The 19,591-nt window shown below is 64.0% G+C and carries 17 protein-coding genes; 8 read left to right on the forward strand and 9 right to left on the reverse strand.

The window, feature by feature from the left end; translation table 11 throughout:
* Nucleotides 1-96 precede the first annotated feature (96 nt).
* Nucleotides 97-1,092, reverse strand: a complete 996-nt coding sequence (gene galE / locus AB6802_RS16925; RefSeq protein WP_371011279.1) for a UDP-glucose 4-epimerase GalE — start codon at nucleotides 1,090-1,092, stop codon at nucleotides 97-99.
* Nucleotides 1,093-1,369: 277 nt separating this feature from the next.
* Here galE and hemA point away from each other — a divergent pair, with 277 nt between their 5' ends.
* Nucleotides 1,370-2,647 (forward strand): 5-aminolevulinate synthase, encoded by a 1,278-nt coding sequence (gene hemA, locus AB6802_RS16930; RefSeq protein ID WP_371011280.1) that lies wholly within the window; start codon nucleotides 1,370-1,372, stop codon nucleotides 2,645-2,647.
* 148 nt (nucleotides 2,648-2,795) lie between these two features.
* Here the strand turns inward: hemA and AB6802_RS16935 are convergent, their stop codons facing one another.
* Nucleotides 2,796-3,962 (reverse strand): pyridoxal phosphate-dependent aminotransferase, encoded by a 1,167-nt coding sequence (locus tag AB6802_RS16935; protein ID WP_371011281.1) that lies wholly within the window; start codon nucleotides 3,960-3,962, stop codon nucleotides 2,796-2,798.
* A gap of 101 nt (nucleotides 3,963-4,063) precedes the next feature.
* Nucleotides 4,064-4,486: a large conductance mechanosensitive channel protein MscL gene (mscL, locus tag AB6802_RS16940; protein WP_371011282.1), complete on the reverse strand. Its 423-nt coding sequence runs from the start codon at nucleotides 4,484-4,486 to the stop codon at nucleotides 4,064-4,066.
* 302 nt (nucleotides 4,487-4,788) lie between these two features.
* On the opposite strand from mscL, the gene AB6802_RS16945 reads away from it, so the two are divergent.
* The gene (locus AB6802_RS16945) at nucleotides 4,789-8,274 is read left to right on the forward strand and encodes a PAS-domain containing protein (RefSeq protein WP_371011283.1); all 3,486 of its coding nucleotides are present in this window, start codon (nucleotides 4,789-4,791) and stop codon (nucleotides 8,272-8,274) included.
* 10 nt (nucleotides 8,275-8,284) lie between these two features.
* On the opposite strand, the gene AB6802_RS16950 is transcribed toward AB6802_RS16945, so the two are convergent.
* Nucleotides 8,285-8,920, reverse strand: coding sequence for a TetR family transcriptional regulator (locus AB6802_RS16950; protein WP_371011305.1), 636 nt, complete (start codon nucleotides 8,918-8,920; stop codon nucleotides 8,285-8,287).
* A gap of 86 nt (nucleotides 8,921-9,006) precedes the next feature.
* Here AB6802_RS16950 and AB6802_RS16955 point away from each other — a divergent pair, with 86 nt between their 5' ends.
* Nucleotides 9,007-9,657: an O-methyltransferase gene (locus tag AB6802_RS16955; RefSeq protein ID WP_371011284.1), complete on the forward strand. Its 651-nt coding sequence runs from the start codon at nucleotides 9,007-9,009 to the stop codon at nucleotides 9,655-9,657.
* A 104-nt stretch (nucleotides 9,658-9,761) separates the two neighbouring features.
* Nucleotides 9,762-11,024, forward strand: coding sequence for an MDR family MFS transporter (locus tag AB6802_RS16960; protein ID WP_371011285.1), 1,263 nt, complete (start codon nucleotides 9,762-9,764; stop codon nucleotides 11,022-11,024).
* Between the two features lie 41 nt (nucleotides 11,025-11,065).
* Here AB6802_RS16960 and AB6802_RS16965 read toward each other — a convergent pair whose 3' ends face one another.
* Nucleotides 11,066-11,974 (reverse strand): LysR family transcriptional regulator, encoded by a 909-nt coding sequence (locus AB6802_RS16965; RefSeq protein ID WP_371011286.1) that lies wholly within the window; start codon nucleotides 11,972-11,974, stop codon nucleotides 11,066-11,068.
* Nucleotides 11,975-12,107: 133 nt separating this feature from the next.
* Here AB6802_RS16965 and AB6802_RS16970 point away from each other — a divergent pair, with 133 nt between their 5' ends.
* Nucleotides 12,108-13,619, forward strand: coding sequence for an MFS transporter (locus tag AB6802_RS16970; protein ID WP_371011287.1), 1,512 nt, complete (start codon nucleotides 12,108-12,110; stop codon nucleotides 13,617-13,619).
* Between the two features lie 12 nt (nucleotides 13,620-13,631).
* Here the strand turns inward: AB6802_RS16970 and AB6802_RS16975 are convergent, their stop codons facing one another.
* Together AB6802_RS16975 and AB6802_RS16980 are read right to left on the reverse strand one after the other, a co-directional pair.
* The gene (locus AB6802_RS16975) at nucleotides 13,632-14,291 is read right to left on the reverse strand and encodes a response regulator transcription factor (RefSeq protein WP_371011288.1); all 660 of its coding nucleotides are present in this window, start codon (nucleotides 14,289-14,291) and stop codon (nucleotides 13,632-13,634) included.
* A gap of 118 nt (nucleotides 14,292-14,409) precedes the next feature.
* A complete protein-coding gene (locus AB6802_RS16980) occupies nucleotides 14,410-14,844 on the reverse strand; it encodes a hypothetical protein (protein ID WP_371011289.1) in 435 nt (144 codons plus the stop codon).
* Nucleotides 14,845-14,957: 113 nt separating this feature from the next.
* Between AB6802_RS16980 and AB6802_RS16985 the strand changes: the two genes are divergently transcribed.
* Together AB6802_RS16985 and AB6802_RS16990 are read left to right on the forward strand one after the other, a co-directional pair.
* Nucleotides 14,958-15,308 (forward strand): DUF952 domain-containing protein, encoded by a 351-nt coding sequence (locus tag AB6802_RS16985; RefSeq protein ID WP_371011290.1) that lies wholly within the window; start codon nucleotides 14,958-14,960, stop codon nucleotides 15,306-15,308.
* A complete protein-coding gene (locus AB6802_RS16990) occupies nucleotides 15,305-16,420 on the forward strand; it encodes a quinone-dependent dihydroorotate dehydrogenase (RefSeq protein ID WP_371011291.1) in 1,116 nt (371 codons plus the stop codon). The genes AB6802_RS16985 and AB6802_RS16990 overlap by 4 nt, the downstream gene beginning before the upstream one ends.
* A 65-nt stretch (nucleotides 16,421-16,485) precedes the next feature.
* Here the strand turns inward: AB6802_RS16990 and AB6802_RS16995 are convergent, their stop codons facing one another.
* A complete protein-coding gene (locus AB6802_RS16995) occupies nucleotides 16,486-16,974 on the reverse strand; it encodes an STM3941 family protein (RefSeq protein WP_371011306.1) in 489 nt (162 codons plus the stop codon).
* A gap of 91 nt (nucleotides 16,975-17,065) precedes the next feature.
* The gene (locus AB6802_RS17000) at nucleotides 17,066-18,412 is read right to left on the reverse strand and encodes an MATE family efflux transporter (protein WP_371011292.1); all 1,347 of its coding nucleotides are present in this window, start codon (nucleotides 18,410-18,412) and stop codon (nucleotides 17,066-17,068) included.
* Between the two features lie 125 nt (nucleotides 18,413-18,537).
* Between AB6802_RS17000 and AB6802_RS17005 the strand changes: the two genes are divergently transcribed.
* Nucleotides 18,538-19,482 (forward strand): histone deacetylase, encoded by a 945-nt coding sequence (locus AB6802_RS17005; RefSeq protein ID WP_371011293.1) that lies wholly within the window; start codon nucleotides 18,538-18,540, stop codon nucleotides 19,480-19,482.
* Nucleotides 19,483-19,591 lie beyond the last annotated feature (109 nt).

The raw sequence follows: 19,591 nt of genomic DNA on the forward strand, positions 1-19,591 counted from the left end.
CCCTCAAGGTCATGCCGGCGGCGCGCATCCTCGCACCACCTGAATGAGCCTCAATACCGTGTATGAATGCGCCGGACGAGCCCTTGGCCCAACGGGTTAGTTTCTCACTGAGTTCTTGGTCGTCAAAATGCGTTCCCAAGCCAACGCATCCTTGACGATGAGATCAAGATCGTCGCGCCGCGGCGCCCAGCCGAATTCCTGACGGGCAAGATCGGAGTTAGCGACAACGGCCGCAGCATCGCCGGGGCGGCGGTCGCCCATGCGGACATCGAAATCATGGCCGAAGGCGCGGCGCACGCTGTCGATCACTTCCAGCACCGAATAGCCGTGGCTGTAGCCGCAATTGGCGACCAGGCTCTGGCCGCCCTCGCGCAGCCGCTGCAGCGCCAGCCGGTGCGCCGCGGCAAGGTCGCTGACATGGATGTAATCGCGGATGCAGGTGCCGTCCGGTGTCGGATAGTCTTTACCGAAGACCTGCATGAACGGCCGCTTGCCGAGCGCGGTCTCGCAGGCGACCTTGATCAGATGCGTGGCGCCTGGCGTCGACTGTCCGGTACGACCCTTGGGATCGGCGCCGGCGACGTTGAAATAGCGCAGCGCCGTGTAGCGGATGTCGTGCGCCATACCAGCGTCGCGCAGCATCCATTCGCTCATCAGCTTGGAGAGGCCATAGGGCGATTCCGGCGCCAGTCGCGCATCCTCGCGCACCGGTTCCAGTCCGGCGCCACCATAGACGGCGGCCGTCGAAGAAAAGATGAAATGCGGCACGCCCTCGCGCACTGCGGTCTCGATCAGCGTGCGGGTCTTCGAGGTGTTGTTCTCGTAATAGGCAAGTGGGTCGGCGACCGATTCCGGCACCACGATCGAGCCGGCGAAGTGGATAATGGCGTCGACCTTGTTCTCGCGGATGACCTGGCCGACCAGTTCACGGTCGGCGACATCGCCAACGATCAGCTTTGCCTCAGGCGCCACCGCCCATTCGAAACCGGTCGAAAGCCGGTCGAGCACCACGACGCTTTCACCTGCGTCGAGCAGTTCCCAGACCATATGGCTGCCGATATAGCCGGCACCGCCTGTCACCAAAACCGTCATGTCGTGTCCTCGTTGATCAAGATTTATCGGAAACTGTCTCAACAGCCGCCGTGCTGGAAACCCCGTCGCAAGCCCACTACACCCTGAATGTTAAATCCGTAACAGTTCCTCCGCCCCGAGGCATTGTATCGAAACGAAGTTCGTTCACACCGCCGGGAATAGGCCACGATCCGGCATCGTTAGGAACAGGGTCTGGGCGTGGCATTTTGACCGGTTGGGTCCGGTTTACGTGGCTTGGGGCTATGATTATGATCCGGCGCAAAACTGGGATGCTGACATGAATTATCAGCGGTTCTTCGAAGACGCGATCGACCAGCTCCACGCCGAGCGGCGTTACCGCGTTTTCGCCGACCTCGAGCGTATCGTGGGCAAGTTTCCGCGCGCCATCTGGCGCTCCAATGGGCGCGCCCGGGAAATCACCGTATGGTGCTCCAACGACTATCTCGGCATGGGCCAGAACGCCGATGTCATCGCCGCGTTCCAGAATACGGCCGGCAAAATGGGCTCGGGCGCCGGCGGCACCCGCAACATTTCCGGCACGTCGAACCCGCTGGTCGAGCTCGAGCATGAGCTCGCCGACCTGCATGACAAGGAAGCGGCACTCGTCTTCACGTCGGGCTTCGTCTCCAACGAGGCGTCGATCTCGACCATTGCCCGGCTGTTGCCCAACTGCCTGATCATTTCGGATGAGCTGAACCATGCCTCGATGATCGAGGGCGTGCGCCGCTCCGGCGCCGAAAAGAAAATCTTTCGCCACAACGACGTCGCGCATCTGGAAAGCCTCTTACAGGCGGCCGGGCGCGAGCGCGCCAAGCTGATCGTGTTCGAAAGCGTCTATTCGATGGACGGCGACATCGCCCCGATCAGAGAGATCGTCGAGCTCGCCGAACGCTACAACGCCATGACCTATATCGACGAGGTCCATGCCGTCGGCATGTACGGACCGCGCGGCGGCGGCATCACCGAGCGCGAAGGCCTCGCCGATCGCATCGACATCATCGAAGGCACGCTGGCCAAGGCTTTCGGCACGCTGGGCGGCTACATCACCGGCACCAGCGCCGTCATCGACGCCGTGCGCTCCTACGCTCCGGGCTTCATCTTCACCACCGCGCTGCCGCCGGCGATCGCCGCGGCCGCCACCACCTCGATCCGGCACCTCAAGCGCTCGCAGGCCGAGCGCGACGCGCAGCAGCGCCAGGCGGCCACGACCAAGCAGATCCTTTCGGCCGCCGGCTTGCCGGTGATGGAATCGGCGACCCACATCGTGCCGGTGCTGGTCGGCGATCCCGAACTCTGCAAAATGGCCAGCGACCGCCTGCTCGGCGTGCACGGCATCTATATCCAGCCGATCAACTACCCGACCGTGCCGCGCGGCACCGAGCGGCTGCGCATCACGCCGACGCCGTTCCACTCGGACGCGCTGATCGCCGAATTGCAGGACGCGCTGGTCGAGACCTGGGATGCGCTGGGCATTTCCTACGGCTCCGCCGGACGGCCAGCCGTGGCCAAGAGCGACCGGATTGTTCCGCTCCTGGTGCCGAAGTCAGGCGGCTGAAGCCGTTTGAAACTCTACTCCGGCGGCCATCCGCCGCGGTTTTCTGTGCTTCCGGTGCTCACGGACCTGAATGTCCGCTGCGCTCCGGTTCTCGAAATCCGCACCGGCTGACTCACCGGAGCGAGTTTCAATCCGGCTTAAGGCCAGTTCAGACAGTCTTCATCCATTTCGCCAGCCGATGCGCCGCTTCCTCGAGCTGATCGAGGCGGCGGTGGAAGCATAGCCTGAGGAAGGCCTCGCCACCGGGACCGAAGGCCGTGCCCGGCGCCAGGCCGACATTGGCGTTGTCGACGATGTCGAAGGCGGCGGTACGGGAATCGATGATGCCGTCGACGGTGAAAAACAGATAGAAGGCGCCTTGCGGCACGGTGAAGCGCGCCTTGCCGGTAGCGCCCAGGATGCCGCAGACCAGATCGCGCGCCGCCCTCGCCCGCTCCACTTGCTCGAAGATGAACGCGTCACCCTCGTCCAGGGCGGCGACCGCGCCACGCTGCATGAATTGCGCCACGCCCGAGGTCGAATACTGGATCAGGTTCTCGAACACCTGCTGCAACGCCGGATGGGTCTTGATCCAGCCGACGCGCCAGCCGGTCATCGCCCAGTTCTTGGAAAAGCTGTTGACGAACAGGATGCGGTCTTCGGCAGTGGCGATGTCGAGGAAGGATGGCGCGCGGCCATGGCCGTAATGGAACAGCGAATAGATCTCGTCGGCGATGATCCAAAGGCCCTTTTCGCGGGCCAGATCCAGAATCGCCTGCAGCGTCTCCTTGTCGGCGGTCCAACCGGTCGGGTTGGACGGGGTGTTGATGAACAGCACCTTCGTACGCGGCGTGATGGCGGAGGCGATCTTGTCGACATCGCAGGACCAGCCATTGCCGGACTGGTCGAGCACGACGGGCACCGGCACGGCGCCCGCCACACCGGCGGCGGCGGCGAAATTCGGCCAGGCCGGCGAGAGGTAGATCACCTCGTCGCCACTGCCGGCGATCGCGTCGATGGCCAGCTGGATGGCATGCATGCCGGAGGCGGTGACGATGAACTGCTCTTCGGGGAAGCTCTTGCCGAAATGCCTGGCGTAGTAGCGGGCGAGCGCCTGCCTGAGATCGGGAATGCCCTTCTGCCAGGTGTAGAAGGTTTCGCCATTGGCGAGCCCGCGGGCGGCGGCATCGCTGATGAAAGCGGGCGTTGGAAGGTCACCCTCGCCGGCCCAGAGCGGTATCAGGCCTTCACGCAGGCGGCCGTGGTTGACGACGGCGACGATGCCGCTTTCGGGCGCCGCGCGCGCTTCGGTGCGCAAGGTCTGGATAAGGGTCATGAGCAAATCCGTATTCGTCTCGGCACGGCTCTTAGCAGATTGCCAAACAGAAAACCCCAGCCGCAGGCGGCCGGGGTTTTGGTCCAGAGCGTCCGCGAGGATTACTTCTTGGCGAGAAGATCGCGGATTTCGGTCAGCAGCGCGACATCCGCCGGCGGCGGCGCAGCGGCAGGGGCGGGTTTTTCCTTCTCCAGCCGCCTGCGCATATTGTTTACCGCCTTGACCATCAGGAAGATGATGAAGGCAAGGATCAGGAAGTTCAGCACGACGGTGATGAAGCTGCCATAGGCGAAGACGGCACCCTCTTTCTTGGCCTCGGCCAGAGTGGCCGAATGGACGTTCGAGGACAGCCCGAAGAAATAGTTGTTGAAGTCCAGCCCACCGAAGATCGCACCGACAATCGGCATGATGATGTCGTTGACCAACGAGTCGACGATCTTGCCGAAGGCGGCGCCGATGATGACGCCTACGGCCAAGTCCATCACATTGCCTTTGGAGATGAATTCCTGGAATTCTTTCAGCATTCGTCCCTCCTTGATGGGCCGCGCTGCCGCCTCACCAATGTCCTTCGGCGCCGGCCCTAGCCCACCATAACAAAAACCCCCGGTTGCAAAACCGGAAAAAGGACCAAAGCACCGCTTTGTGTTTACGCAGCGTCATCAACGACGACATATGCGCCGAAAGCCGCGGTGGACTCGGGCGCCGGGCTGTGGTTGCGTTGTGAGCGCCGGAGGAAAACGGGTTTAAATCATGAAATAGAGCATGATGTCCGCCCGAAAACCGCTCCCCACTTTTCGGCATCATGCTCTAGGGAGGAAGTGCGGCCGTGCTGGGCTGGTTCGTCGTCATCATCGCGATCGCCTATGTGACGCTGCTTTTTGCCATCGCCAGCATCGGCGACCGGCGCGCGGCAACGGCCGGGTTCGGCAGGGCGCGGCCGTTCATCTATGCGCTCAGCCTTGCCATCTACTGCACCTCCTGGACCTTCTTCGGCTCGGTCGGCCTGTCCTCGGAGCGCGGGCTCGAATTCCTCGGCATCTATACCGGCCCGGTTCTGGTGTTCGTGTTCGGCTTTCCGTTGCTCAACCGCATGGTCAAGCTGGCCAAAAGCGAGAAGATCACCTCGATTGCCGATCTTCTGGGCGCCCGCTACGGCAAGAGTTTCACCGTCGCCGCGATCGCGACGGTGATCGCCACCATCGGCGCGGTGCCCTATATCGCGCTGCAGTTGAAGGCGATCTCCGGCTCCGTCAGCCTGATGGTCGAGCACTATACCGGCTCGCCGCCGAGCTTCGATCCGTTCGTCAGCGACATCTCGCTGGTCGTCGCCATGCTGCTCGCGCTGTTTGCCGTGCTGTTCGGCACCCGCCATGCCGACGCGACCGAGCATCAGGACGGGCTGATGCTGGCGGTGGCGGTCGAGACCGTGGTCAAGCTTGCTGCCTTCCTCGCCATCGGCCTGATGGTGACCTTCCTGGTCTTCGGCGGTCCCGGCGACATGTTTGCCAAGCTCGCCGCCAACGGCCAGGTGCGGCAGGCGATGAGCTACAACACCTCTTTGGCCACCTGGCTCGTGCTGACGGGGTTGAGCGGCTTTGCCGTCCTGATGCTGCCGCGCCAGTTCTACGTCACCATCGTCGAGAACCGCAGCGAGGCCGAGTTGCGCACCGCGACCTGGGTGTTCCCGCTCTATCTGGTGGCGATCAATCTGTTCGTGCTGCCGATCGCCTTTGCCGGCCTGTCGCTGGTCGGCACAAGGACCAGCAGCGACCTCTACGTGCTGTCGCTGCCGCTGTTCAACGGCCATGATGTGCTGGCCATGGCGGCGTTCATCGGCGGCCTGTCGGCGGCGACCGCGATGGTCATCGTCGAAAGCGTCGCGCTGTCGATCATGATCTCCAACGATCTCGTCATTCCGCTGTTCGTGCGCCGCGTGCTCAAGACCAGTTCTTCCGAGAACGAGGACTGGTCGACGCTGATCCTCAACGTGCGCCGCGCCTCGATCTTCATCCTCTTGTTCATCGCCTTCCTCTACTACCGCGAGAGCACCGACAGCGCACGGCTGTCATCGATCGGGCTGATGTCGTTTGCGGCCATCGCGCAGTTCGCGCCGGCACTGATCGGCGGACTGATCTGGCGCCGCGCCAACGGCCGGGGCGCGGCACTCGGCATGGTCGCCGGCATCGCGGTGTGGGGCTACACGCTGCTGCTGCCCTCGCTTGTCGGCGCCAACGCCGACATCCTCGCGCATGGCCTGTTCGGCTTCGAGGCGCTGAGGCCACAGGCGCTGTTCGGCACGCTCGGCGAGCCGCTGAATCACGGTGTGCTGTGGAGCCTGTCCGTAAATGCCTTGTTCTTCGTGCTCGGCTCGCTGTCGCGCGCGTCGGTGCCGCTAGAGCGCATCCAGGCGGCGATCTTCGTGCCGCGCGAGGCCGGCCCGATGCCCAGCCTGCGACGCTTCCGCACCGCCGTCACCGTCAACGACCTCAAGGACACCATCTCGCGCTATCTCGGTGTCGAGCGCACCGAGCGCTCCTTCCAGTCCTTCGAGAAGAACGCGAAAGTCTCCCTGCATGGCAAGGAACAGGCCAGCATGGATGTCATCCGCTTCTCCGAGCAGCTTCTGGCAAGTGCGGTTGGCTCGTCGTCGGCGCGGCTGATCCTGTCGCTGCTTTTCCGCCGCAACGATCGCGATTCCAGGGACGCCTTCAAACTGCTCGACGACGCCACCGAGGCGTTGCAGCACAATCGCGACTTGCTGCAGATCGCGCTCGACCAGATGGAGCAAGGCATCACCGTCTTCGACCGGGATTTCCGGCTGATCTGCTGGAACCGGCAATACCGGACGCTGTTCGACCTGCCGGACGAGATGGGCCAGGTCGGCGTGTCGCTCGACCAGATCCTGCGACACCTCGCCGAGCGTGGCGACATTCCCACCGAACAACGGGTGATGATGCTGAACCGGCTGACCAGCTTCGTCAGCCCCTGGCAGATGGAGCTCAAGACCAGCGGCCGGATCCTGGAGCTGCGCTCGAACCCGATGCCCGACGGCGGCATCGTCGCCACCTATGCCGACATCTCCGGCCGCGTCGAGCAGGACCTGGCGCTGAAGCGGGCAAACGAATCGTTGGAGCAGCGGGTCAAGACCCGCACCATTGAGCTCACCCGCGTCAACGAGGAACTGGCGCAGGCGCAGATGCTGGCCGAGGAGGCCAATCTCGGCAAGACGCGCTTCCTCGCCGCCGCCGGCCACGACATCCTGCAGCCGCTCAACGCCGCGCGGCTCTACTGCTCGTCGCTGATCGAGAAGGCCGGCAAAGGGCCGGCCGGCAAGGCGGCAGTCAACATCGAATCCTCGCTGGAATCGGTCGAGACGATCCTCGGCGCGGTGCTCGACATCTCACGCCTCGACGCCGGCGCGATGAAACCCGACGACACCGCCTTCGATCTCGGCGGGCTGCTTGCCCAGATCGGCAATGATTTCCGCCCGCTCGCCGCCGAAAAGAAACTCGACCTCAAGATCATGCCGTCGTCGCTCGGCGTGACGACCGACCGTAATCTGTTGCGCAGGCTGATCCAGAACCTGGTCTCCAACGCCATCAAGTACACACGCAAGGGCCGCATCCTGGTCGGGGTGCGGCGGCGCGGGGAGCTTGCCGAAATCCAGGTGATCGACACCGGCATCGGCATCGCCGGCGACAAGCTGAACACCGTCTTCCACGAGTTCACCCGCCTCGACGAAGGCGCGCGCGAGGCCGAGGGCCTAGGCCTCGGCCTCTCGATCGTCGACCGCATCGCACGCGTGCTGCGGCTCGAGATCCGGATCTTCTCCAATCCGGGCAAGGGCACGCGCTTTTCCGTCCTGCTGCCGGTCGCGGCGATTTCAGTGCCGTCGCGTGAGATCGTGAAGACACCGGTGCGCGTCGTCTCGTCGCTTGCCGGGCTCAATGTGCTGTGCATCGACAATGACGCGCGTATCCTCGATGGCATGCGGCTGCTGCTCGAAGGCTGGGGCTGCCGCGTCGAGACAGCTTCGGGAGCGGGCGATCCGCTGAAACCGGGCTCGCCGAGACCGGATATCGTGCTTGCCGATTATCATCTCGACGGCGGCACGGGCCTCGAAGCGATCGATGCCCTGCGTGCCAGCTACGGCCAGGAGCTCGCTTGCGTATTGGTCACCGCCGACCGCTCCAGCGAGGTGCGCATTGCGGCAGGCAAGCTCGACATACCGGTGATCAACAAGCCGCTGAAGCCGGCGGTGCTGCGTTCGATGATGGCGCGCGTCAGGCCGCTCGCATCGGCGGCGGAGTGACCTCTGCACCTCAGCCTCGATGCCCAAGGCTTCTTAGATAGGCGCAGAACATATCGGCGAGCGCGTCGGAATAGGTTTCGATCTCCGCCGATGTCCGCTCCTTCGCCGAAAAATCCGCGCCGACGGCGCTGAGCGTTTTCATGATCAACTCTGCGGTCATCGCGCGGACAGCTTCCGGGGCCCCGGGCAGTGTCTCCAGCGTAAAGGACTGGACCGTGCGGTCGGCCATGGCCTTGGCCTCCTGCGCCTCGGGCGCGTCGCGATAGAGCGGCGCCGCGTCATTCAGCGCCCCGCGCACCGCCGCCTCCTCGCATTCGGAACGGATGAAGGCATGGACCAGCGTGCGGACGCGTCCGAGCGGCGGTTGGGAGACGTCCTGAAAATTGCCGCACAGCAAGTCGGTCGTCTGGCGCCATTCGTCGCTCTGCAGCCTGAACAGCAGCGCCGCCTTGTTGGGGAAATACTGATAAAGCGAGCCAACGCTGACGCCGGCCTTCTCGGCCACGCGCGTGGTGGTGAAACGCTGCGCTCCTTCGCTCGCCAAAACCTGAGCAGCTGCCTCTAAAATGGCCGCGACAAGCTCTGTGGCACGAGCCTGTTTGGGCTGTTTTCGGGTGGAAATTGAAGGGCTTGGGCGTTTGATCATCGGCGCGCTGGGGAATGCGAATTGGAAACCTGAAGGATTATTCGTATTTTCGAGACGACACAAGAATGCATTGATCGGAGACAGCCATGACCACCCTCACCCCGTTTGCACCGCTGCTTTCGCGCCTGTTGACGGAAGCCGATGCCGCGACCAGCCCGGCGATCGCGCAATATTCGAGCGAGGAGCGGGCGCGCCTCGTCAACAGCAAGACCGAGTATCGTGAATTCTACGGCAATCTGAAGGAGCTCTGGCTCGCGGTTTCGCCGGAGACGGGCACGCTGCTCTACATGCTGGCGCGCAGCACCGGCGCGCGCATCATCGTCGAATTCGGCACCTCGTTCGGCATCTCGACGCTCTATCTGGCCGCCGCGCTCAGGGACAATGGTGGCGGCCGTCTGATCACGACCGAATTCGAGCCGTCCAAGGTCACCCGCGCCAAGGCCAATCTGACTGAAGGCGGCCTCATCGACCTGGTGGAGGTGCGCGAGGGCGATGCGCTGGAAACGCTCGCCGCCGATTTGCCGGAAACGATTGATCTTCTGCTGCTCGACGGCGCCAAGGCGCTCTATCCGGAAATCCTGGAACTGGGCGAAAGCCGGCTGCGGCCGGGTGCATTGGTCATCGCCGACAATGCCGACTTTTCGCCGGGCTATCTGCAGCGCGTGCGCGCGCCGACTGGCGGCTACACGTCGACGCCGTTCGGCGTCGACGTCGAGTTGTCGATGCGGCTCGGCTAAGCGCATTTCGACACAAAACATGCTGCTCTCCAGGCAGCCGTAGGCGTTTACGTCAACCAACGCGCAATCCGGGCCTGAGGGCCCTCTGACGCGTAGGTGATATCGTGACCATCTTTCCATCCGCCTGGCGCGCGCTGCCGCGCCCGGCCCTGCTCGGGCTCTTCCTGTTCTTCTGCGCCGGCTTCGCCGACGGCGCGATGGTGCCTTTCTTTCCACTATGGGCAAGCAGCGAGGCGAACATTCCCATCGGCGCGATTGGCCTGCTCTTTGCCTGCTATGCCGGTGGCGAACTCGTCGCGGCGCCGCTGATTGGCGGCATCGCCGACCGGGTCGGCCGGCGGCCGGTGCTGGTGCTGTCGGCGCTTGGCGTCGGCTGCGGTTTCACCGCGCTGTTCTTCGTCCACGGTGTCGTCGCCACGGCGATCGTGCTGCTGTTGACCGGGATGTGCGAGTCCGTGCTCCACCCGACAATCCTGACCGTGATCGCCGATGTTACAGTGCCATCGACGCATCCGCGCTGGTTCAGCCTGGCGCATGTCAGCTCGGGTGCCGGCCAGATTCTTGGACCGGCCTGCGGCGCGCTGCTGGCGCTGATATCGCTGAGCAGCGTGTTCCTCGCCGGCGGCGTCATGCTGCTGTTGGGCGGCATTGTCATGCTGGTCGCGCTTGCCGAGACGATCGGCAGCGGTCGTGGCGACGAAGGTGCCGACGAGGCAGGAGAGGAAGGCCTGTCGGCGCTGCTGCCGGCTTTCCGCGATGGCCGCTTGGCCAAGCTGCTTGTCTGGGTCGTGCTGTTCGAAATCTCCGGCAACTGGATCGAGGCTGTGATCCCGCTCTATGCGCACGATGCCGGCACGCTCGCTCCATCCGGTGTCGGCGCGCTCTTTGCCTACGCGGCCGCGCTGACGGTCGGCCTGCAGATGCTGGTAAGCCGGTTTGCCGAGACACGGTCGGCGCTGTGGCTGACGATCGGCGCCGGCATCTCGACCATCGCCGCCTTCGCCCTGCTCGCGGCCTCGCCGGCCATGATCTCGCTGGTCGCTGCCGTCAGCCTGTGCGCGGTGGCGCAGATGCTGGTCGGACCGCTGGTGCCGACCGCCGTCAATGCGCTGGCGCCTTCGGCGCGGCGCGCCTCCTACATGGCCGCCTCTTCCGTTGCGGTCGACCTCAAGGACTCGCTCGGGCCTTCGATCGGCACCGCGCTCTACGCTCTCGCGCCGCGCTTGCCCTGGGTCGCCGGCATTCCGCTGGTGGCGATCGCTTCGCTCGGCCTTGGCGCCGCGATCGGACGAGCGCGGAATCCTTCGCGCCCGAGCGAGGATGATGCCACGCCGCAACTGGGTTCGGCCGTCGAAAACTATCGCTGAGATACTCGTTCGGCGCTACGCGCAGACGCGGGTCGACAGCGTCAGACGGGGCTGTCGGCCATCTGCGAGTTGCGAAACCGGGGCTTCGCGGCGTTGGCCGCCGGCCACGGACGATGCTCGCGAAACGCCATGGCGAGCGTCCGCAGCGCCTCGCGCGATTGGGCATCGGAGAGCGTGGACAAGAGCACGATCTCCGACGCCGGCAGTGGTGGCAGGCCGAATTTACGGCTGACTTCGATCGTTCCCGGCGGCGCCAGCCGGCACGAGAAGACCGATGCGGCGAGGCCGGCTGAAACGGCTTCCGCAACCGCGAAGGAGCCGCAGCCCAGGAAAACCTGCGTCCACGGTATTCCAACCGCATCGAGCGCGCTGGTGATGATGTCGCGGATGCTGCAGGAAGGCGACGAGGCGGCCAGTCGTAGCGGCTCGCCGGCGCGGTAGACGAAATCCGGCGTGGCGTACCAGCCGAAATGTTCGGGCGCCAGCACCTCGCCGTCGCGGCGGTCGTCCTCGCGCCGGACGATCGCGGCATCGAGGTCGCCACGATCGAACGCAGCGATCAAGTCGCGTGTATCGTCGAGCCGCACCTCGATGGTCAAAGCCGGATCATGCGCGTTGAGCCGCGCCAGCAAGGTCGGCACTTCGGCGCCGCCGACATGGGTGGCAATGCCCAGCCGGAAGTGACGGCGGACGGCGGCGAGACTGGCGACGGCGCGGTCATGCGCGGCGAGCAGCTCGCGCGCCGGTTCGAGGAACACCGCGCCGCGCGCCGAGAGGCGCACCAGCCGCGGCGTCCGCTCGATCAACTTCTGGCCGACCCGATCCTCGAGCCGCTTCAGCTTGACGCTGATTGCGCCTTGCGTGCTGCCCAGCGCCTCGGCCGCGCGCGTAAAACTGCGCAGCTCGGCGACGGCGACGAAAGCTTTCACCGCATCTACGTCCAGCGTCATGTCAGTTATCTCGTTTTGTTGTCGCTGAAATAGCCAAGCATGCAATTCTAAAATGATCAACCCTGCCCTAGTTTGAACGGAGCGCGGCGGCGACCGCAATTCGTCCTGCCTTAAGAATTCGAAAGGTTTGATCATGCCCACTGTCCTCACCCGCCGAGGCATCGTCGTTTTGTTGGCCGCGTGCCTCGCCTGCCTGATGTTCGGGCTGGAGATTTCCAGCGTTCCCACCATCCTGCCGACGCTGGAGCAGGTGCTGAACGCCGATTTCAAGCAGCTGCAATGGGTGATGAACGCCTACACCATTGCCGTCACCACCGTGCTGATGGCGGTCGGCACGATCGCCGACCGTTACGGACGCAAGCGCGTCTTCCTGGTCTCGATCGTCGCATTCGGCCTCGCCTCGCTGATCTGCGGCCTGGCCGACAACGTCTCGATGCTGATCGCCGCCCGTTTCCTGCAAGGCTTGAGCGGCGGCGCCATGCTGATCTGCCAATTGGCCGTGCTGTCACATGAATTCCAGGAAGGCCGCGAGCGCGCCATCGCCTGGGGCTGGTGGGGCGTCATCTTCGGCGTCGGCCTCGGCTTCGGCCCGATCATCGGCGGCGGCATCGTCGCTTTGTCGAGCTGGCAGTGGGTGTTCCTCATCCATGTGGCGGTGGCGATCGTCGCCTTCCTGCTCGCCTTGTTCGGCGTGCATGAATCGAAGGACCCCGGAGCGGGCAAGCTCGACCTTGCCGGCATCCTGACGCTCTCGCCTGCCGTCTTCTGCCTGGTCTTCTATATCACCCAGGGGCAGGAACTGGGTTTCGCAAGCCCCGCGGCGCTGGCAATCCTAGGCCTGTCGATCGCAAGCTTCATCGCCTTCCTTATCGCTGAAAAGGTCAGCAAGCGGCCGATGTTCGACTTCACCGTCTTTCGCATCCGCCCATTCTCCGGCGCCATCGTCGGCTCGGCGGCGATGAACATCAGCTACTGGCCGTTCATGATCTACCTGCCGATCTGGTTCCATGCCGGGCTTGGCCTGGACAGCTTCGCCACCGGCCTTGCGCTTCTCGCCTACACGCTGCCGACGCTGGTCATGCCGCCTTTGGCCGAACGGCTGTCGCTGCGCTACCGGCCGGGCATCATCATTCCAGCGGGGCTTGCCATCATCGGCGCCGGTTTCATGCTGATGAAGTGGGGGAGTGCTGCCCCTCACGCCAACTGGCTGACCATGCTGCCCGGCTGCCTGATTGCGGGCGCCGGCCTCGGCATCACCAACACGCCCGTCACCAACACGACGACGGGCTCGGTTTCGCGCGACCGCGCCGGTATGGCATCCGGCATCGACATGAGCGCGCGCATGGTCTCGCTGGCCGTGAACATCGCGGTGATGGGCTTCATCCTGGCGAGCGGGGTGCTGTCGCATCTGAAGGCGGCATTGCCCGATCTCGACGAGGCAGGGCTCTACCGATTCGCAGAAGGAATCGCGGCCGGCAATCCGGTGCCGGGGCTTTCCAACGACATCGCTCATGATGCGCTGGTCAATGGCTTCGGCTGGGTGATGCTCTACGGCGGCATCGGCGTCTGGATCATGGCGGCAATCGGCTTTGCGATCTTCAGGGCAGGGCCGGTTCGGCGGGAAGCGGTTCAGTGCCCGGACTGAGCCCGACGGTTATCAGCCCACCGGCTGCAGCGGATCGCCGCCGATCTTCGACAGCTGGATCACCGCCTGGGTGCGGCTGTCGACGCCGAGCTTCTGCAGGATGGCCGAGACATGCGCCTTGATGGTTGCCTCGGAGACGCCGAGCTCGTAGGCGATCTGCTTGTTGAGCAGGCCTTCGGCGAGCATGCCGAGCACACGCGTCTGTTGCGGTGTCAGCGCCCGCAGCCGCTTGATCAGGTCGGAGATCTCCGGGTCGCGCTCGATGCCGAGCTCGACGCCGGTCGGCGCGGCGATATCGCCGGCGAGCACCGCCTGCACTGCGCCGCGGATCTCTTCCATGCTTGCCGATTTGGAGATGAAGCCGGAAGCGCCGAGATCGAGCGCGCGGCGGATGGTGACGGGGTCGTCATGCGCCGACACCACCACCAGCGGCACCGCCGGATGGATGCCGCGCAACGCGATCAGGCCTGACAGGCCGCTGGCGCCGGGCATCGACAAGTCGAGCAGCACCATGTCGACATCTTCATTGGCCAACACCAACGCCTTGGCGCTCTCGAAATCGCCGGCCTCGTGGATGGCGGCGACGTTGCCGATGCCGGCCAGCGCCTCCTTCAAGGCGCCGCGAAAAAGCGGATGGTCGTCGGCAATGACAAAGGTGTGGCCCGACGGCAAATATCCCTCCCCGATCCCATCATGCTTGTCTGCTTCTTACGGGGACCAGAACGATTATGCGGCGGCGCGGCGCGTTTTCAAGCGGCAAAGCCGGGATACGGCTTTTTCCCCAGAGCGCTCAAGTCTTCTGATTGAGCTTGGACCCGCCGTCGCCATCATCCTTATTCATGTCCTTCACAATGTCGTTGAAGGTGCGGAAGAACTGCTGCATGTAGCCTAGCGATTTGGTGAAATCCTCCTGGCTGGGCAGCTTGGATTCCAGCCGCGCGGAGAGCGAGTTCTCGAGCTTGGCGACGCGCTCGTCGAGCGCCTTGACCGAACCATCGAGACGGTCGATCTCGTCCTGATAGGCGGCGCGCTCGTCGGCCGCCATCTTGCAGACGAGCTGGCCGGAGCGCTCCTCGCAGATCGACATGGCGCCGGTCCGGGTGTCCATCCGGACATAGCCAGTGGCCGATTTCTCCAGCCGATAGTGGTCGGTCTCCTCGGAATAGGCCGTGGCGGCGACCAGCGAGCAGAGCGCCGCGGGGATCAGAATGTGCTGAACACGCATGCTTTATCCTCCATGAGCCATTGCGCGAGCCAGTATCACGGCTTTGCGCCGGAAATGGGGAAGAACTGCGCTTGAGCCTTTCCCATGCCGCGGGTTCGGACTATAGCGCGACAATGTCTCAGATTATCTACAAGATCGCGCCCGAGGCGCTGTGGCGCGAAGCCGAGAAGAACGGCCGCTTCGGCGGAGCGCCGATCGATATCGTCGACGGCTTCATCCATTTCTCCACCGCGGCCCAGGTGCGCGAGACGGCGGCCAGGCATTTTGCAGGTCAGACGAACCTGCTTTTGATCGCGGTCGACGAGACAAAACTGGGCGACGCGCTGAAATACGAAGTGTCACGCGGCGGCGCGCTGTTTCCACATCTTTACGCGCCGCTCGGCCTCGATGCAGTCCTTTGGGCAAAACCGCTGCCGCTCGAAGCCGATGGACAGCATCAATTTCCTACGCTGGAGGGCGAATGAGCGTGCTCGACCGGATCGGCCAGAAGCTGCTTTTTTCCTTCGATCCGGAAACCGCTCATGGTCTGTCGATCGCGGCGCTGCGTTGCGGGCTGCCGGTCGCCTCGTCGCCGACACGCGATGCGCGGCGGCTGCCGCACGACGCGCGGCTCAAGCTCAGCCTTTGCGGCCTCGACTTTCCGAATCCGCTCGGCATGGCCGCCGGCTACGACAAGAACGCCGAAGTGCCGGACGCTCTGCTGGGCCTGGGCTTCGGTTTTGCCGAGGTCGGCACCATCACGCCGCTGGCGCAGACGGGTAATCCCAAGCCGCGCATCTTCCGACTGACGGCGGATGACGCGGTGATCAACCGGCTGGGTTTCAACAATGAAGGACATGCCGCGGCCGAAAAACGCCTCGCCGCCCGCAAGGCGCGCGGTGGCATTGTCGGCGTCAACATCGGCGCCAACAAGGACAGCACCGACCGCGTCAGCGACTATGAGCGCGGCGTGGCCCGCTTCGCGCCCTACGCCTCCTATCTCACCGTCAACATCTCCTCGCCCAACACGCCGGGCTTGCGCAACATGCAGGCGCGCGAGCAGCTTGGCGAGCTGTTGTCCAGGGTGATGGCCGCGCGTGCGGCAGCACCCGCGCAGCCACCCATCCTCCTGAAGATCGCGCCGGACCTGGTCGAGGCGGAGCTCGAAGACATCGCCGCCGAGGTGAGCGAGAAGAACATCGACGGCATCATCGTCTCCAACACGACGCTTTCGCGCGCTGGATTGCGAAGCGCCGATCTGGCCAATGAGGCCGGCGGTCTTTCGGGAAAACCATTGTTCGAGCGTTCGACGGCGGTGCTGGCCCGGATGCGCAAGCTGCTCGGGCCGGACATGGCGATCATCGGCGTCGGCGGTGTCGATTCGACCGAGACGGCGCTGGAGAAGATCCGCGCCGGCGCCGATCTGGTCCAGCTCTACACAGGCATGATCTATGCAGGGCCGGCGCTGCCTGGGCGCATCGTCGCCGGCATGGCCCAGTTCTTACACAGAGAGAATCTCAATTCGATTCATGAATTGCGCGACAGTCATGTCGATCAATGGCTTGCCAAGCCTTTGTACCAGACGACAGCGGCCTGACTAGAAGGCTTACATCGTCGGGCAATCGGATTTCTCCAAGCTCGGCGATCCGGCCAAAGAAACTGTCATTCCAACCGGATCTGGCTTTGCCAAGTCAAGGCTTGAAGTCGGTAGCTATTCAGGATCTCGACCATTTTGTCAGGTGAGTATTGCCATCCACCGGGCAGGCAGTCCTCAGCGCCGAGCCCTCTGTTAACCCGCATAAGGGCGGTTTCCTTCCTGGCACCGGGCTCGAAGTTGTAGCCAACCGACTTGCTTCGCTTGCGCGGTCTCCAAACATGAAAACCTTTGATTTCTCGCCATGCAACTTTCTTCGGTCTGGCAAGGAGACCGCCATCGAGAATAAATCCGTCCCTGTCCAAGGCCAAAGTTTGCGGGCGAATAACCAACGAAGCTGATATCGGGACGCCTAGACCAAAGAATATTATACCTATCCAAGTTATTACGTGTCCGTCTCCTGGGTGATTTCGCAGCGTCAAAATCCCTGCCAAAATGAAAACCACGCACCCAAAAAGCAACAGTAAGGCTTTGCCGCGCGACCCTCTGATGACCATTGGCTCAATTGATTCGACTGCGTTTCCCACTACCGCCCCCGGTATCTGCCTCTCCGGCAACGGGAAGAGTAGAGTATTCCGAAGCTGCTATCTACCTCGAACTCGGTCCAAAAGCCGTGCGCACCCTGAGCTTCAGCACTGCCAGCAGGCTCAACCCGCGCACCAGCAGGAAGACATGCAGCGACGCCCATAGTCCGTTGTTGCCGAAGACCGGCGCCAATGTCAGCAGCGCGGCTGAGAAGGCGAGGAACGACACCAGCATCATGTTGCGCATGTCGCGCGACCAGGTGGCGCCGATGAAGACGCCGTCCATCTGGAAGGCAAGCACGCCGCTCAGCGCCGTGAAGGCGGCCCAGGGCAGATAGGTGTCGGCGACCGCGCGGACATCCGCGGATGTCGTCACCAGCGCCACAAGACTGGCGCCGGCCGTCAACAGGATGAGCGTGGCGAGGCCGGCAAGACCAAAGCCCCAGATCAGCGTGAGCTGCACGGCGCGGCGAAAAGGTGCTGGCGCATGCGCGCCGATGGCGCGGCCGGCGAGCTGCTCGGCGGCGGTGGCAAAACCGTCGAGGAAATAGCCGGCAATGAGGAAGAAATTCATCAGCACGGCATTGGCGGCGAGCGTCACCGTGCCGAACTGCGCGCCCTGGCGCGTGAACAGCGCGAAGGCGGCGAGCAGCGAGAAGGAGCGGATCATGATATCGCGGTTGAGCGACAGCATGCGCCGATAGGCCGGCAGGTCGAGGATGCGCCGGCGCGAGGGCCGCTCGAGTTTGCGGAAGCGCAGCAGGATAATGGTCAAGCCGAGCAGCATGGCCAGGAACTCGCCGGTGACCGTCGCCCAGGCAACGCCGGCGACGCCCCAGCCAAGTTCGAGCCCAAGCAGGAAGCAGAGCGCGATGTTGATGCCGTTCAGCACCGCCTGCAGCATCAATCCCAGCCCGCCCTCGCCGCGCCCCAGCACGTAGCCCAATATGGCGTAGTTGATGAGCGAGAAGGGTGCCGCGAGCAGCCGGATGCGGATATAGACCGACATCGCGGCGCTGACGCGCGGCTCGGCGCCCATGAACCATTGCCCGCCGACGGCAAAGAGCGGCGACAGGGCGGCAAGCATGACGCCCGCGACGACCGCGATCAGCACGGCGCGCCACAGCACGGCCTGCTCCTCCAGCGCATCGCCACGCCCGAAAGCCTGGGCGACGAGGCCAGTGGTGCCGGAGCGCAGGAAGTTGAAAGTGGTGAAGACGACGTCGAAGACCAGCGATCCCGCCGCCAGGCCGCCAAGCAGGGCCGCGTCGCCGAACTGACCGACCACCGCCGTGTCGACGATGCCGAGCAACGGCGTCGTCAGATAGGCAAGCGTCATCGGCACGGCGATTGCCAGCACCGAGCGGTTGGTGACGACGAAGGCTCTGGCGTTGGCTTGGGTTATGTCCAAGGGGATTTCTGCCTGCTGATTTGCGGCTTGATCGAAGAGCCGATGTGCCCCAGTTTGCCGGCGTCACGCAACCATCATCCGCCAACTGCCAACCGAATTTCGGAGGTGGCGCAGCCCGCCGAGCCATGCCGCTGCAGATCGTCCATCATCCTGACTATGACGCCGGCTTTGCCGTCAACCATCGTTTTCCGATGAGCAAATATCCGCTTTTGATGGAGGCTCTGCGGATGCGCGGGCTGACCGCGCCGGAAGCGCTGTCGATGCCCGAGCCGGCGCCGGCGGCATGGCTCAAGCTCGCTCATGCGGCCGACTATGTCGACCAGGTCATCGCCTGCGCGGTGCCACACAAAATCGAGCGCGAGATCGGCTTTCCGGTCGGTCCGCGGGTCTCGCTAAGGGCGCAGCTTGCGACAGCCGGCACTGTCCTTGCGGCGCGGTTGGCGCTGAGGCACGGCATCGCCTGCAACACCGCCGGCGGCAGCCACCATGCCAAGCGCGCTCAAGGCGCCGGCTTTTGCACCTTCAACGATGTCGCCGTAGCATCGGCGGTGTTGCTTGAGGAAGGCGCCCTCGACAACATCCTGGTCGTCGATCTCGATGTGCACCAAGGCGACGGCACGGCCGACATTTTGCGAGACGAACCCCGCGCGTTCACTTTTTCCATGCATGGCGAGCGCAATTACCCGGTTCGCAAGATCGCTTCCGACCTCGATGTCGCCCTGCCGGACGGCACCGGCGATGCCGCCTATCTCGAGCGGCTCCGCGCCATCCTGCCGGAACTCACTGAAAGCAAGCGCTGGGACCTCGTCTTCTACAACGCCGGCGTCGACGTTCATGCCGAGGACAGGCTTGGCCGGCTGGCGCTTTCCGATGATGGCTTGCGCGCCCGCGAAGACCTGGTCATCGGCCATTTCCGCAGCCACGGCATCCCGCTCTGCGGCGTCATCGGCGGCGGCTATTCGACCGATGTGCCGGCGCTTGCCGCACGCCACGCTATTCTCTTTGAGGTGGCGGCCCGACACGTTGAGGTGGCGGCCCGACACGCAGGGTCTACTGAATCTAGGCAGTAGGGAATAGGCAGTGGGCAATAGGAAAGAGAGCCCCTACTGCCTACTGCCTACTGCCTACTGCCTACTGCCTACTGCCTACTGCCTACTGCCTACTGCCTACTGCCTACTG

Origin of the sequence: Mesorhizobium sp. RCC_202 (assembly GCF_041355295.1) — a bacterium.
Taxonomy (GTDB): domain Bacteria; phylum Pseudomonadota; class Alphaproteobacteria; order Rhizobiales; family Rhizobiaceae; genus Mesorhizobium.